The sequence below is a fragment of the Halomonas sp. ABH4_019 genome, assembly GCF_056159885.1.
Genome location: NZ_JBSWWC010000001.1, coordinates 360,608 through 374,644 on the forward strand (window position 1 = coordinate 360,608; position 14,037 = coordinate 374,644).

Here is a 14,037-nt window from a genome sequence, read left to right on the forward strand (position 1 = left end):
CGATGCCATTTAAAAAATATAAAATATGATTTTATATGTTTCAAAGAATTTTTGCCGGAATCCCATCGATCGTTCGTCGTAGACGGCGTGTATTACGAGTCGGGGCCGTGCGACTCGCCGCGGGCCTTAAGGGCCCCACGGCGAGACGGGGCGGCTCAGGAAGCGGTGACGGCGTTCTCGGCGGCCAGCTGCTCCGCCTGGCGGCGCTGGCGGGCCTTGGCCAGGGGCACCGAGACTGCCAGCAGGGTCAGGCCCACGGTGATGGCGATGGCCCAGCCGGTCAGCACATAGCCACCGATGGCGATCAGGGTGCCCGAGACAGCAGGGCCGATGGCGATGCCCAGGGTCAAGAAGCTGCCGCAGGCTGCCACCACACGCCCCTCGCGATCCAGGGAGGCGGCCAAGGAGGTGAGGTAGGCCAGGGTGTAGAAATAGGTGAAGGCGATCATCATCACGCCGATGGTGTACATGACGATGGAGGCCTCGCCCAGCACATAACCCAGGCTGGAGCCACCACACAGCAGGATACCGATGATCACCGGCTTGCTGAGCCCGAAGCGGCTACCGATCAACGCCACCAGCAGCGGCCCCGCCAGGCCGACGAAGGCCTGCAGGGAGAACAGCAGGCCCAGGCTCTCGCCGTCATAGCCGACGCGGATGCCCACCTGCTCGACGAAGGCCCAGCCCATGGTGTCACGCATGGAGAAGAGGAAGGTGGCCAGCATCATGCACACCGCCGCCGCCGAGAGCATCTTGCTGTTGAGCTGCGCCGCCTGCTTCATGGCCTGGGTGATGGCGGCACGCTGGGGCATCTTGAGCATAAAGAGCAGCATCACCGCCTGGGTCGCCGCCAGGGAGAAATAGAGCCCCGAGAGGCCGCTGCTGGCCATGGTGCGAGCGAACACCAGCATCACCACGATCATCAGCGCCACGAAGAGCACGTTCATGTAGCCGGCGATGGTGTCGGGGTCCCGGGCGCTGGAGACGCAGGCGTTGCCGCAGGCCAGCGCCAGGCCGGCCCCGGCGCCGGCCACGCAGCGCAGGATGGCCAGGGTGGTCACCTCGGTTGCCATAGCCGAGCCGAGGTTGGCCAGGATGGCGACCAGGGCCCCCACCAGGGCCAGGGTGCGCCGCGGCGCCTGCCCCATCATGGGCGCGATGATCAGCGAGGCCACCATGGTCAGCAGGAACTCGGCGGACATCAGGTAACCGGCCTGGGCCTCGTTCAGCCCCAGGTCGGTGATGATGGCGCTGATCAGGAACGGCAGGGCCAGCAGCGCCAGCAGGCCGACGCCGTAGGCGGCGGCGAAGGCCGAGAAGACCAGTGACCAGCTCTCCGGCAGAGAGTCGCGCAGTAGTTTCATGTCATATCCTCGTGGTTGTTATTGGCGTAACGATGGATCCAGCGGTTTGGGTCATCCTCCCTCGCATACGGGGAGACCGTCACGAAATGGGCTGCAAGGCTCATGCCATATAACATATGTTTTTATATTTTTTATGGAGGGGGCATACTCCCCCTCGAGGCGCCCAAGCGTAGCGCCTTGTTTTCTCACCGACTTGGGCGAGACAGTCGGTCGATGCACACCCATGGGGCAACCGGGCCCCGCCCTCTCCCAATGGGAGGGCGAGGCCCGAGGCGGCATCGTTTTGCTACTTGAGGTAACAGCTGGGGCGGCGAGAATGAGAAGACCGGAAACACCGATGGGTAGCAGTGCCCCGGCCCGCCGGGCTTAGCCGTCGTCCCGGACCAGTGCCGAATCGAGGGACTCCACCAGTTGCCAGTGGGCGTGCTGGCCGGCCAGGGGAGTCACCAGGCACCCAGGCGGCGAGCCCTTATCCGGCATGCGAAACCGCTCGCCGGGTAGCCAGCCAGGGGTATTGGAGGCGATCACCCGTCCCGAGGCGTTGACCAGCAGGGCGTCGTGGGCCAGTTGCAGCAGGCCGGGCACGAGGATGCGCTCGAAGCGTCCCAGATGCACGTCGGCCCCGGCGATGCCCAGGAAGTCGCCGCGGCATTGCAGCGGTCGGGCGAAGGTGAGGATATAGGCGTCCTGGCCGTAGAGGTCGATATAGGGCCCTTCCACCACGCGCCGGCCGGTCTCCCGCGGCTGGGTGAACCAGGGCATGTCCCGGTAGTTGTAGTAACTGTCGCTGCTGCGGTTGAAGTTGAGATCGAGCTGGGCCGGCTTGCCCTCCCCCACCAGGTGGCGCCACTCGCAGAACATATCGCAATCCGCCAGCACTCCCGGCTCCAGCACCACGCCGGTGCCCAGTACCCAGCGATTGTCCCGGGTCAGCCGGTCATCGGCCAGGGTACGCAGCGCCTTGAGGTCGGCGGACACCGGGGCCTTGCCCAGGCCCGCCTGGCCCTCCCAGAGCCGCTCGAGCTCGGCGGCGATGCGTTCGATATCGTCGAAGACCCCATCGAGGGCGGCCTCGATACGCCGCAGACACGCCTGGCGGCGACCGGCCATCGGCTCAGTGCTCATCATCGTCCCCCGACCGCGTCTCCATTAGCGCCATCTTCATGGTGATCAGGCGGCGAATGCCCGCCTGGATATGCGCCTCAGCGAGGCGCCCGGCCGATGCCGCCTCCCCCTGGCGGATGGCGTCCAGGATGGCCTGGTGTTCCCGCTGGATGGTCGCCACCTCGGGGGGCTCCTTGCCAGGCAGCCAGAGCAGCTCACCCAACTGCGACTGCAGGCGGATCTCGGCATGGGTCAGGCGCACGGACTGAGAGTGGGCAGCGATTTCCATATGAAAGCGGGCATCAGCGCGACGCCGCTCACGGCGATTGCCGGCCTCGCCCAGGGCTTCGATATGGAAGGCCATATGGCGGTAGCTATCGGGGGTGGCGCGCTCGGCGGCGAGACGCGCGGCCATACCGGAAATGGCCCGATGCTCATCGCCCAGGTCGCGCAGCTCGATCAGGCTCCACTCGTCGAGGCGCTCCAGCATCAGCTCGGCGGACAGCTCCTCGGTGGCACACACGAAGCTGCCGCCATTGCGACCGCGACGAGTCTCGATCACCCCGACCTGACGCAGGTAGCCCAGTGCCTCGCGCAGGGTCACCGTGGCCACCCCGAACTGCATGGCAAGCTCGGTTTCGCTGGGTAGCTGCTGCCCTTCTACGTAGAGCCCCAGATCGATGGCCTCCATCATGCGGCGTATCACCTGTTCGGTACGGCCTTCCTGGCGTAACCGAATAAAGGAGCCATTGTGAGCAGAAGGCTTCATTAGCATAGTGCCACACGTCTACAAATTTTCCGGATCCATCTCGGTACATGAACCTCTGCCATGCCATCCGCCCCTCAAGTAAGTGGCTAGATACTTTACCCAGCAGCCCAGGGCAGCGGCAATGGCCATCTGCCTCTCTTAAACCGATCAAAGACCAGCTCCACATCCGACATCGAACTTAAATCGTCCTTACCGAGCAACAACGCCCTTCAACACCAGAGACAGCCTCTTTATAAAGAATATTTTCCTATATTTTTCCTCCTCTTCAGTTCATTGGATTGGAAAAGCACGGTGACTCGCTTATCATCTCGCGCCCAACGGTGGATGTACCCGATCCGCTGTGTCTTCGGCGGCCCTACCCGGGCCGCCGATTCTTTCAGGAGAACCACCATGTCCTCTGATCCCGTCACCCTGATGGTGGCGCGCCGCGTGGCCCGTGGGCGCTACCGCGACTTCATGCACTGGCTCGAGGAAGGCCGCGAGCTCGCCGCCGACTTCGCCGGCTACCTGGGCTCCGGCGTGCTGGCCCCGCCGCCCGCCGACGACGAGTACCAGATCATCTTTCGCTTCCGCGACGCCGAGACCCTGGCGGTATGGGAACATTCGGCCTCGCGCCGGGCCTGGCTGGCCCGCGGCCAGGGCCTGTTCGAGGCGCCCCAGGAACATCGCGCCACCGGCCTGGACCGCTGGTTCCAGCAACCCGGCACACCGACTCCGCCACGCTGGAAGCAGGCCATCGCCATCTGGCTGGCGTTCTTCCCGGTCTCGCTGGGCTTCCAGGTGCTGTTCGGCGATGCCCTGGCCACGCTGCCGCTGGTGCCCCGCGTGCTGGCCGGCACCCTGATGCTCACGCCGGTGATGGTGTTCCTGTTCATCCCGCTGTCGACCCGGCTGCTGGGGCCCTGGCTGCGCGGCGAACCGTGGCGCACGCCCCAGCTGCGTCGCCGATCGACCTGATCGACGTCGCCTCCCCCGTGCCACTTCCGGCGGCGGGGGAGCGGCGCCTTCACCTTACCGATGAAACTGCTTCTCCCGCTCGGGTTGCCAGAAAATGGCATCGATCCGAAGGCGGGCTTCGGTTGCGTTGGGCAGCGGCCATTCGATGATGTCGCCGACCCTGAGACCGATCAATGCCGCCCCGATTGGCGCCATGACGGAGATGCCATCCTCCACGCTTCCCAGCGAATGGGGATACACCAGGGTGCGAATCATCTGTCGACCACGACTCAGGTCGCTGAAGCGGACCTGACTGTTCATGCTCACCACGTCATCCGGCATATTCTCGGGATCGATCACCTCCCCTCGCGCCAGCTCTTCTTCCAGCAGCTGTGCGACAGCCAGATCCTTGTCGGTAGCATCATCGATCAAGCGCTGCAAGCGTTCCGCATCGAGACGGTTGATGATGATGGGAGGACGCTGTCCCATGTTCACTCTCCTTGGAAAGCAAAAAGTCACGCAGCCAAAGCTGGGCTGACGTTGGATCAACGATATTCGTGACGACCAACGAAAAGCAGTCCTTCCCGGAAGGAAAGGACTGCCTGCTTGAGTCAGTATAAAGGATCGCCTCGACAAAGACGATCAGGAAAGCCCCTGTTCGATCATGGCATCGGCCACCTTTCTGAAGCCGGTGATATTGGCCCCCAGTACCAGATTGGACGGATCTCCGAACTCTTCCGCCGTCGTGGCACACTGTTGATGGATATTGGCCATGATGTTCCGGAGCCTTTGATCGACCTTTTCCATCGGCCATTGCACCATGCTGCTGTTTTGGGCCATTTCCAACTGGCTGGTCGCCACGCCTCCGGCATTGGCCGCCTTGCCGGGGCCATAGGCAATCCCCGCGTCGAGAAAGCACGCCACGGCCTCCTTGGTGCTCGGCATGTTGGCCCCCTCGCTTACGCAGCGCACGCCGTTGGCCAGCATCACGCGGGCATCGGCGCCCGCCAGCTCGTTCTGGGTGGCACAGGGAAAGGCGACATCCGCAGGAATCTGCCAGACGCCATGGCCGCCGCGGGGGTAGTCGCACACCGGGATATACCGTGCCCGAGGGCGCTCGTTCAGGTAGTGCTCCAGCGATGTACGCTGGGTCTCCTTGAGCCGCTTGAGCACGGCCAGGTCGATGCCTTCCGGGTCATGAACGGTACCGCGAGAGTCGCTGCAGGTAATGGGCCGAGCGCCCAGCTCGTGGAGCTTCTCGATGGTGTAGATGGCTACGTTGCCTGCCCCAGACACCAGGCAGCGCTTGCCTTCAAGACCGTCGCCACGCGCCGTCAGCATGTTCTGTGCGAAATAGACCGCTCCATAGCCGGTGGCTTCCTTGCGACCGAGCGAGCCGCCCCAGGCGAGTCCCTTGCCTGTCAGTATGCCCTCGTAGCGGCCCGTCAACCGCTTGTACTGCCCATACAGGTAGCCGATTTCCCGCGTCCCGACACCGATATCCCCCGCGGGAACATCGCAGGTCGGGCCGATGTGGCGATACAGCTCGCTCATGTAGGACTGGCAGAAACGCATGATTTCGCCGTCGGATCGCCCTCGGGGATCGAAATCGGCACCCCCTTTTCCGCCACCCAGAGGCAGGCCAGTCAGGGCATTCTTGAAAATCTGCTCGAATCCCAGAAACTTGATGGTGCCGGAGGTCACGCTGGGATGAAAACGGAGTCCGCCCTTGTAGGGCCCGAGGGCCGAGTTGAATTGCACCCGATAGCCCTTGTTGACTCTCACTTTCCCGGTGTCGTCCAGCCAGCTGACACGAAACATGATTTGACGTTCTGGCTCGACGATTCTCTCGATAATGCCGTGGTCATGGTAGCGAGAATGATGCTCGAAGAGTGGACGCAAGCATTCCAGGACTTCTTCCGTGGCCTGATAGAATTCCGACTGTGCAGGACTGCTCTGCTTGAGTCGCGTCAAGGTGTCGTGAACGTAGGGCATGTAGGCGTACCATTGGCAGAAAAAACGTGTATCCGCTGGCCAGAGCATGCCGATATTTAACTGCCGGATAACGTCTCCTGCATACCCTATGCCTGTTATGCATGAGTAAAAATCTCGCGCCATCGAGACAAAAGTCTAAGGCCGAATGCCTCGGCGAGCTTCTCTCAGGCGTTTCTCATAAACGCGTAATCAACGACATCGATGTGTTGGCCCCGCCGAGATCTTCCCGTCACTCCGCCCCCGGCCCCATCCCGCCGGCCCCGGTGGCGTGATAGGCTAGGCTTCGCCTTTCATCTTCGGAGCCAGACCATGACCGCCGCCCAGTTCCTCGAGAAGCTGGTGGGCTTCCCCACCGTCTCCCGCGACTCCAATCTGGACCTGATCGCCTTCATCGAGGCCTGGCTCGACGATTACGGCGTCGAGCACTGGCGCGTCGACAGCGACGACGGCACCAAGGCCAACCTGCTGGCCCGCCTCGGCCCCGCGGTGGAGGGCGGCGTGGTGCTCTCCGGGCATACCGACGTGGTGCCGGTGGAGGGCCAGCCCTGGTCGACCGATCCCTTCACCCTGACCGACAAGGGCGACGGTCGCCTCTACGGCCGCGGCACCTGCGACATGAAGGCCTTCATCGCCTGCGCCCTGGCCGAGGTGCCGCGCTGGGTCGAGCTCGAGCTGGAGAAGCCGATCTATCTGGCGTTCTCCTACGACGAGGAGGTGGGCTGCATCGGCGCACCGCGGCTGATCGAGCGGCTGATGGCCGACCATCCGCGCCCGGCGGCGGTGTTCGTCGGCGAGCCGACGCTGATGGAACCCGTGGTCGCTCACAAGGGCGCCACCAACCTGCGCACCACCGTGACCGGCCGCGCCGCGCATTCCAGCCAGGTCAATCAGGGCGTCTCGGCGATCCACGTCGCCGCCCGGCTGGTGACCTTCATCGAGGACGTGATGTCCGACCTCAAGGCCGAGGGGCGCATCGACGAGGCCTTCAACGTGGTCCACTCGAGCCTGCACGTGGGCAAGATCCAGGGCGGCACGGCCATCAACATCATGGCCCGCGAGTGCAGCTTCGACTGGGAGATCCGCCATCTGCCTTCCGACCGCTTCGAGGACCTGGTCGGCCGGGTCGAGGCCTATGCCGAGGAGCTGCAGGCCGCGATGCGCCAGCGCGCCCCGGCGGCCGGCATCCACACCGAGCGGCTCAACGTCACGGTGCCGGCGCTGGCCGACGACAACAACGCCGACGTGCTCTCACTGTGCCGAGAACTCGTCGGCGAGGCCCCCGCCGGGGCCGTGGCCTACGCTACCGAGGCCGGCCAGTTCCAGCGCGCCGGCCTGCCCACGGTGATCTGCGGCCCGGGCAGCATCGGCCAGGCCCATCAGCCGGACGAGTACCTGGAGATCGCGCAGCTGGAGGCCGGCTCGGCCTTCATGCGGGCACTGGGCAAGCGGCTGAAGAAGGAGGCCTGAAGATGCCACGACTGGTGATCGTCAAGACCGGCGATGCCTTTGCCGACGTGGTCCGCGACCATGGCGACTTCGAGGCGCTGTTCCGTGCCCAGCTGGCGCCGGTGTGCGAGGGCCTCGACCTCGAGGTGTTCGATGCCCGCCATGACGGCACGCCGCCGGCGCTCGGCGCCGACGACGGCCTGGTGATCACCGGCTCCCATGCCATGGTCAGCGACGCCGAGCCCTGGAGCGAGGCGCTCAAGCCCTGGCTGCGCCAGGCGCTGGCCGACGATGTCGCCATGTTCGGGATCTGCTACGGCCACCAGCTGATGGCGGCGGCCTTCGGTGGCGAGAGCGGCTATCACCCGGCGGGCCGCGAGACCGGCACCCACCGGGTGCGGCTGACCGAGGTCGGGCGTCGCGACCCGCTGCTGGGCGCCCTGCCCGACGCCTTTCACGCCCAGCTCACCCATGCCCAATCGGTGCTCGCCGCGCCGTCAAGCGCCGAGGTGCTGGCCGAGAACGACCACGATCCCTTTCAGGCGCTGCGCTACGGGCCGCGCCAGTGGAGCGTGCAGTTCCACCCCGAGTTCACGCCGGCGGTCATGCGCGCCTATCTGCACCACCAGTACCAGAGCCTGACCGACCAGGGCCGAGACCCCGAGGCGCTGCTGGCGGCGGTGGCCCCCACCCCCGAGGCCACCGGCCTGCTGCGGCGCTTCCGTGCCGTGCTGCCGAATGCCGGCGTCGAGGCCTGACACCAAGGTCATATTGACGGAATGTGCAACATACCACACGATATGTTGAAACTTCTTCGGACGCACGACTCGTGAAGGACAGGCAGCGCAAGACATCCCCGCGGCCCAGCGTGGCCGACTTCCTGGCCGAGGCTATCTTCTCCGGCCGCTACCAGCCGGGCGACTTCGTGCCCAAGGAAGTCGACCTCTGCGAGCAGTTCGCCATCAACCGCTCGGCGGTGCGCAGCGACCTGCGCCAGCTGGTGGACGTGGGCATCATCGAGCGGATCTCGGGCCATGGCTCCAAGGTTCGCGAATACGCCGAATGGAACATCCTCGACCCCCAGGTCACCGACTGGATGACCCGCTACGCGACCCCCAACCCGCGTATCCAGCAGGAGATCCTGTCGTTCCGCCTCGACGTCGAGCCCTATGTGGCGATGACCGCCGCCAAGCGCGCCACCGCACGCGACCTGGTGGCCATCGAGGAAGCCTTCGAGGGCATGGGGCAGAACCTGCACGGCGCCGACGGCCAGGACGGCCGGCTGCATAGCGACTTCGATGTCGCCTTCCACGTCGCCATCTTCAAGGCCACCCACAACATCGTCTGGGCGCAGCTCTCGCACATCCTGCGCCCCTCGATCTACATGCTGATCGAGACCTCCAACGTCAGCGCCAGCGATCCCGAGGAAAGCCTGGAGCGACATCGCCAGCTGATGGAATGCATCCGCGCTCGCCAGCCCCGAGAGGCCTTCCTGGCCGCCCAGGCGGTGCTGAAGGGCACCGCCGATGCGCTGGGCATCGAGCCCGGCGACAGCGCCCTGGGGCGCCAGCTCACCTTCAGCTGAGGCATGCCATGACCACCGCGGCGGACACCCTCCCAGGCGCCCGCCGCAGCCTCTTCCCTCTTCCCTCTTCCCTCTTCCCTCTTCCCTCTTCCCTCTTCCCTCTTCCCTCTTCCCTCTTCCCTCTTCCCTCTTCCCTCTTCCCTCTTCCCTCTTCCCTCTTCCCTCTTCCCTCTTCCCTCTTCCCTCTTCCCTCTTTAGTGATTGTCCCGCGGCGGGCTGACCCGGGCCACGTCGCGATACTTCGTCGCCGGCGCCAGGGTCATGCCGCGATCCAGCGGCTCGACCAACGAGCGCTGGATCTCCTGCCAGGGCGTCTGGTGTCCTGGATAGCGATAGCCGCCCTCGGCCGCCAGGCGCTCGCGGCGCGCGGCCAGCTCGGCGTCGTCGACCCTCAGCGTCACCTCGCAGCGGGTGAGATCCACCCGCAGCCGGTCGCCGCTCTGAAGCAGCGCCAGCGGCCCACCGGTGGCGGCCTCCGGGGAGGCGTTGAGGATCGACGGCGAGCCCGAGGTCCCCGACTGGCGCCCGTCCCCCAGGCACGGCAGCGACTCGATGCCGGCGCGGATCAGCGCCTCGGGCGGCTGCATATTGACCACTTCGGCGCCGCCGGGGTGGCCCACCGGGCCGGCGCCGCGCATCACCAGGATGGTGCGTTCGTCGATGGCCAGCGCCGGGTCGTCGATGCGCGCGTGGTAGTCCTCGGAGCCGTCGAACACCACCACCTTGCCTTCGAAGGCGTTGGGGTCCTCAGGGTCCTCGAGGAAGCGCCGGCGGAAGTCCGCGGCGATCACGCTGGTCTTCATCAGCGCCGAATCGAACAGGTTGCCCTTGAGGTTGAGGAAGCCCGCGTGCTCGACCAGCGGATGGGCGTAGCGGCGGATCACCTCGTCGTCGGCGGTCTCGCGTCCGGCCAGGTTCTCGGCCAGCGTGCGGCCGTTGACGGTCGGTACCTCGCCGTGGAGCCGGCCCGCCGCCAGCAGCTCAAACATCACCGCCGGCACGCCGCCGGCGCGGTGAAACTCCTCGCCGAGATAGGCCCCGGCCGGCATCACGTTGGCCAGCAGCGGCACCTCGTGGCCGAGGCGCTGCCAGTCGTCGTTGTCGAACTCGACCCCGGCGTGGCGGGCGATGGCGTTGATATGGATCGGCGCATTGGAGGAACCGCCCAGCGCCGAGCAGGTGATCACCGCGTTCTCGAACGCCTCGCGGGTCAGGATGTCGCTCGGCCGCGTATCGTCCCAGACCATGTCGACGATGCGCTCGCCGGTCCGGTAGGCCACCGCGCCGCGCTCCTTGTAGGGGCCGGGGATCATCGCCGAGCCGGGCAGGCTCATGCCCAGCGCCTCGGCCAGCGAGTTCATGGTCGAGGCGGTGCCCATGGTGTTGCAGTGGCCCACCGAGGGCGCCGAATCGGCGATCCGCGACAGGAACTCGGGATAGTCGATGTCGCCGGCGGCCAGGCGCTTGCGCATCTCCCACACCACGGTGCCGGAGCCGACACGCTCGGCGCCGCGCCAGCCGTTGAGCATCGGCCCGCCGGACAGCACGATGGCCGGAATGTTGACCGTGGCCGCGGCCATCAGGCTGGCCGGGGTGGTCTTGTCGCAGCCGGTGGTCAGCACCACGCCGTCCAGCGGATAGCCGTGCAGCACCTCGACCAGGCCCAGGTAGGCCAGGTTGCGATCCAGCGCCGCGGTGGGCCGGCGCACGTTCTCGTGGATCGGATGCAGCGGGAACTCGAAGGGCACCCCGCCGGCGGCGCGGATGCCGTCCTTGACCCGCTTCACCAGCTCGATGTGGTGGCGGTTGCAGGGCGTGAGGTCGGAGCCCGACTGGCAGATGCCGATGATCGGGCGGCCGCTGGTCAGCTCTTCCAGGGTGATGCCCTGGTTCATGTAGCGCTCCAGGCACAGCGCGGTGGTGCCGGGATGCTCCGGGTTGTCGAACCAGTCGCGCGAGCGCAGCCGGTCGGGGGTGATCTTGTGGGCAGTCATCGAAGGTCTCGTCAGTCGCTGATCTCGACCATGGGATCAGCACCGTGTATTCGGGAAACACGCGGCTTCCCAGCGATTGGCCAGGCGACTCGTCAGTCGTGGTACACCACGCTGCGACCGCCATCGATCGTCAGGCAGGCCGCATTGATGAAGGGAGCCTCGTCCGAGGCCAGGAAGACGGCCGTCATGGCCACTTCCTCGGGGCGTCCCAGGCGCCCGGGTGGCAGCAACGCCTCGATGCTCGCCCGTGCGGCATCCGGATCATCGAACGTCTGCCAATGCGCCTCGACGGCGGGGGTGGCGATGTAGCCCGGCGCAATGGCGTTCACCCGCACACCGCGCTGGGCATATTCGATGCCGAGGGCTCGTGTCATGCCGATCAGTCCATGCTTGGCCACCGGGTAGGGAAAACAGCCGGGAAGGATCGAGAAGGCATGGGTGGAGGCGATGTTGATGATGGCTCCACCGCCTTGTTCGAGCAGGTCCGGCAGCACGGCCCGGCTACAGTGCCAGGCGCCTTCCAGGTCGACCGCCAGGCAGCGCCGCCAGGCCTCGTCCGGCATGGTCAAGGGCTCGTGGAAGACGTTCATGCCGGCATTGTTGATCAGCGTGGTCAGCGGCCCCAATGCCTCGCGGGCCCGCGACACGGCGGCCTCCACCTCGTCGCGGTCGGCAATGTCAGCCGCCATGGCCAGCGCCTCGTGGCCCTGATGCCGGAACCGGGCGGCCAGTCGTTCGATGCCCGCTTCGTCCCGGTCCAGCAGGGCCACCGCGGCGCCCTCGCGGACGCAGGCCTCGGCGATGGCACGCCCGATGCCGGCGGCAGCGCCGGTCACCAGGATGCGCTTGTCGACCAGTCGACCCGTCATGCCTCAGGCTCCCGGCCCGGGGCACGCGCCCGGCCGGCACCGACCTCGGCGCCCTGCTGAGCTCTCGGTTCCGCCACCATGTCGCCTCTCCCCTCGACAGGACATCAGTGCGAATGCCGCGGCACGTCGGCGCCGCGGTTGCCGACCAGGAAGTCGAAATCGCAGCCTTCGTCGGCCTGCAGCACGTGCTCGATGTAGAGCTGGCGGTAGCCGCCGCTGCGGGCGATCTCCTTCGATGCCGCGGTGGGGTCGCCCTCGGCCAGGCGCGAGGCGAGTTCGGCCTCGTCGACCTCCAGGTGCAGCCGGCCGGTGTCGCAGTCGAGCTCGATCCAGTCGCCGTTCTCCACCGCCGCCAGCGGGCCGCCGGCCGCCGCTTCCGGGGCCACGTGCAGCACCACCGTGCCGTAGGCGGTGCCGCTCATGCGGGCATCCGAGATGCGCACCATGTCGGTGATGCCCTGCTCCAAGAGCTTGGACGGCAGGCCCATGTTGCCGACCTCGGCCATGCCGTGATAGCCGCGTGGCCCGCAGTTCTTCATCACCAGGATGCTGTCGGCGTCGACGTCCAGGTCCGGGTCGTTGATGCGGGCCTTGTAGTCGTCGAAGTTCTCGAACACCACCGCGCGGCCGCGATGCTGCATCAGCTCGGGGCTCGCCGCCGAGGGCTTGAGCACCGCGCCGCCCGGCGCCAGGTTGCCGCGCAGCACGCACATCCCGCCATCGGCGCGCAATGGAGAGTCCAGCGGGCGGATCACCTCGTCGTTGTAGAGCGGTGCGTCGCAGACGTTCTCCCACAGGGTCTTGCCGTTGACGGTCAGGGCGTCCTTGTGCGGCAGGCGGTCGGCCTCGCCGAGGCGCTTGAGCACCGCGGGAAGGCCGCCGGCGTAGTAGAACTCCTCCATCAGGAAGCGCCCGGAGGGCTGCAGATCGACGATGGTCGGCGTGCCGCGGCCGATGCGCGTCCAGTCGTCCAGCGCCAGGTCGACGCCCATGCGCCCGGCGATGGCCTTCAAGTGAATCACGGCGTTGGTCGAGCCGCCGATGGCCGCGTTGGTGCGGATGGCGTTCTCGAAGGCGTCCTTGGTCAGCACCTTCGACAGCCTCAGGTCCTCGTCGACCATCTCGACGATGCGGTTGCCGGAGAGATGCGCCAGCACGTAGCGGCGCGCGTCCACCGCCGGGATCGCCGCGTTGTGCGGCAGCGAGGTACCCAGGGACTCCGCCATGCAGGCCATGGTCGAGGCGGTGCCCATGGTGTTGCAGGTGCCCGCCGAGCGCGACATGCCGGCCTCGGCGGCCATGAAGTCGTGGATCGAGATCTTGCCCGCCTTGACCTGCTCGGAGAGTTGCCAGACCACGGTGCCCGAGCCGATGTCCTTGCCCTCGTGCTTGCCGTTGAGCATCGGCCCGCCGGTTACCACGATGGTCGGCAGGTCGCAGCTGGCCGCGCCCATCAGCAGCGCCGGGGTGGTCTTGTCGCAGCCCACCAGCAGCACCACCGCGTCCATCGGATTGCCGCGGATCGCCTCCTCGACGTCCATGCTCGCCAGGTTGCGAGTGAACATCGCCGTGGGGCGCAGGTTGGATTCACCGTTGGAGAACACCGGAAACTCGACCGGGTAGCCGCCGGCCTCGAGGATACCCTTCTTGACGTGTTCGGCGATCTTGCGGAAGTGCGCATTGCAGGGCGTCAGCTCCGACCAGGTGTTGCAGATGCCGATGATCGGCTTGCCCTGGAACTCGTGGTCGGGAATGCCCTGATTCTTCATCCAGCTGCGGTACATGAAGCCGTTCTTGTCGGCGCTGCCGAACCACTCGGCGCTGCGCAGCCGGCGCTTGCTGTCTGTCATGAAAGCCTCTCCTCATCGCGTATCGCGGCCTGTTCTCGTGTCGAGCGTCTCACCCGGAGCGTGGCCCTCGGGCGGCGCGGCCATGACATGACGGTAGCCGGATGCCGCTCCGTAGTCGACACATA

At 66.3% G+C, this 14,037-nt stretch carries 12 protein-coding genes; 4 read left to right on the forward strand and 8 right to left on the reverse strand.

The window, feature by feature from the left end:
• Positions 1-155: 155 nt before the first annotated feature.
• From ACXAFN_RS01660 to ACXAFN_RS01670, 3 genes are all read right to left on the reverse strand, one after another.
• Positions 156-1,364 carry an MFS transporter gene (locus tag ACXAFN_RS01660; protein ID WP_474985621.1) on the reverse strand — a complete coding sequence of 403 codons (1,209 nt, stop codon included), beginning with the start codon at positions 1,362-1,364 and terminating at the stop codon, positions 156-158.
• 366 nt (positions 1,365-1,730) lie between these two features.
• Positions 1,731-2,489, reverse strand: coding sequence for a cache domain-containing protein (locus ACXAFN_RS01665; protein ID WP_474985622.1), 759 nt, complete (start codon positions 2,487-2,489; stop codon positions 1,731-1,733).
• Positions 2,479-3,243 carry a FadR/GntR family transcriptional regulator gene (locus tag ACXAFN_RS01670; protein WP_474985624.1) on the reverse strand — a complete coding sequence of 255 codons (765 nt, stop codon included), beginning with the start codon at positions 3,241-3,243 and terminating at the stop codon, positions 2,479-2,481. Before ACXAFN_RS01670 ends, ACXAFN_RS01665 begins: the two co-directional genes overlap by 11 nt.
• Before the next feature lie 384 nt (positions 3,244-3,627).
• Here ACXAFN_RS01670 and ACXAFN_RS01675 point away from each other — a divergent pair, with 384 nt between their 5' ends.
• Positions 3,628-4,194 carry an antibiotic biosynthesis monooxygenase gene (locus ACXAFN_RS01675; protein ID WP_474985625.1) on the forward strand — a complete coding sequence of 189 codons (567 nt, stop codon included), beginning with the start codon at positions 3,628-3,630 and terminating at the stop codon, positions 4,192-4,194.
• 54 nt (positions 4,195-4,248) lie between these two features.
• Here ACXAFN_RS01675 and rnk read toward each other — a convergent pair whose 3' ends face one another.
• Positions 4,249-4,662, reverse strand: coding sequence for a nucleoside diphosphate kinase regulator (gene rnk / locus ACXAFN_RS01680; RefSeq protein WP_474985627.1), 414 nt, complete (start codon positions 4,660-4,662; stop codon positions 4,249-4,251).
• Between the two features lie 153 nt (positions 4,663-4,815).
• Positions 4,816-6,168 carry an NADP-specific glutamate dehydrogenase gene (gdhA, locus tag ACXAFN_RS01685; protein WP_474985629.1) on the reverse strand — a complete coding sequence of 451 codons (1,353 nt, stop codon included), beginning with the start codon at positions 6,166-6,168 and terminating at the stop codon, positions 4,816-4,818.
• A gap of 309 nt (positions 6,169-6,477) precedes the next feature.
• On the opposite strand from gdhA, the gene argE reads away from it, so the two are divergent.
• From argE to ACXAFN_RS01700, 3 genes are all read left to right on the forward strand, one after another.
• Complete coding sequence (gene argE, locus ACXAFN_RS01690) at positions 6,478-7,635, forward strand: acetylornithine deacetylase (RefSeq protein ID WP_474985631.1); 1,158 nt, start codon at positions 6,478-6,480, stop codon at positions 7,633-7,635.
• A 2-nt stretch (positions 7,636-7,637) separates the two neighbouring features.
• Entirely contained in the window at positions 7,638-8,372 is a 735-nt protein-coding gene (locus tag ACXAFN_RS01695; RefSeq protein WP_474985632.1) for a glutamine amidotransferase, read from the forward strand.
• 71 nt (positions 8,373-8,443) lie between these two features.
• A complete protein-coding gene (locus tag ACXAFN_RS01700; protein WP_474985633.1) occupies positions 8,444-9,199 on the forward strand; it encodes a FadR/GntR family transcriptional regulator in 756 nt (251 codons plus the stop codon).
• Between the two features lie 194 nt (positions 9,200-9,393).
• Here the strand turns inward: ACXAFN_RS01700 and ACXAFN_RS01705 are convergent, their stop codons facing one another.
• The 3 genes from ACXAFN_RS01705 to ACXAFN_RS01715 form a co-directional block, all read right to left on the reverse strand.
• Positions 9,394-11,193 carry an IlvD/Edd family dehydratase gene (locus ACXAFN_RS01705; RefSeq protein ID WP_474985635.1) on the reverse strand — a complete coding sequence of 600 codons (1,800 nt, stop codon included), beginning with the start codon at positions 11,191-11,193 and terminating at the stop codon, positions 9,394-9,396.
• A gap of 92 nt (positions 11,194-11,285) precedes the next feature.
• A complete protein-coding gene (locus tag ACXAFN_RS01710) occupies positions 11,286-12,062 on the reverse strand; it encodes an SDR family oxidoreductase (RefSeq protein WP_474985636.1) in 777 nt (258 codons plus the stop codon).
• Positions 12,063-12,166: 104 nt separating this feature from the next.
• Positions 12,167-13,912: an IlvD/Edd family dehydratase gene (locus ACXAFN_RS01715; RefSeq protein WP_474985637.1), complete on the reverse strand. Its 1,746-nt coding sequence runs from the start codon at positions 13,910-13,912 to the stop codon at positions 12,167-12,169.
• Positions 13,913-14,037: the final 125 nt, after the last annotated feature.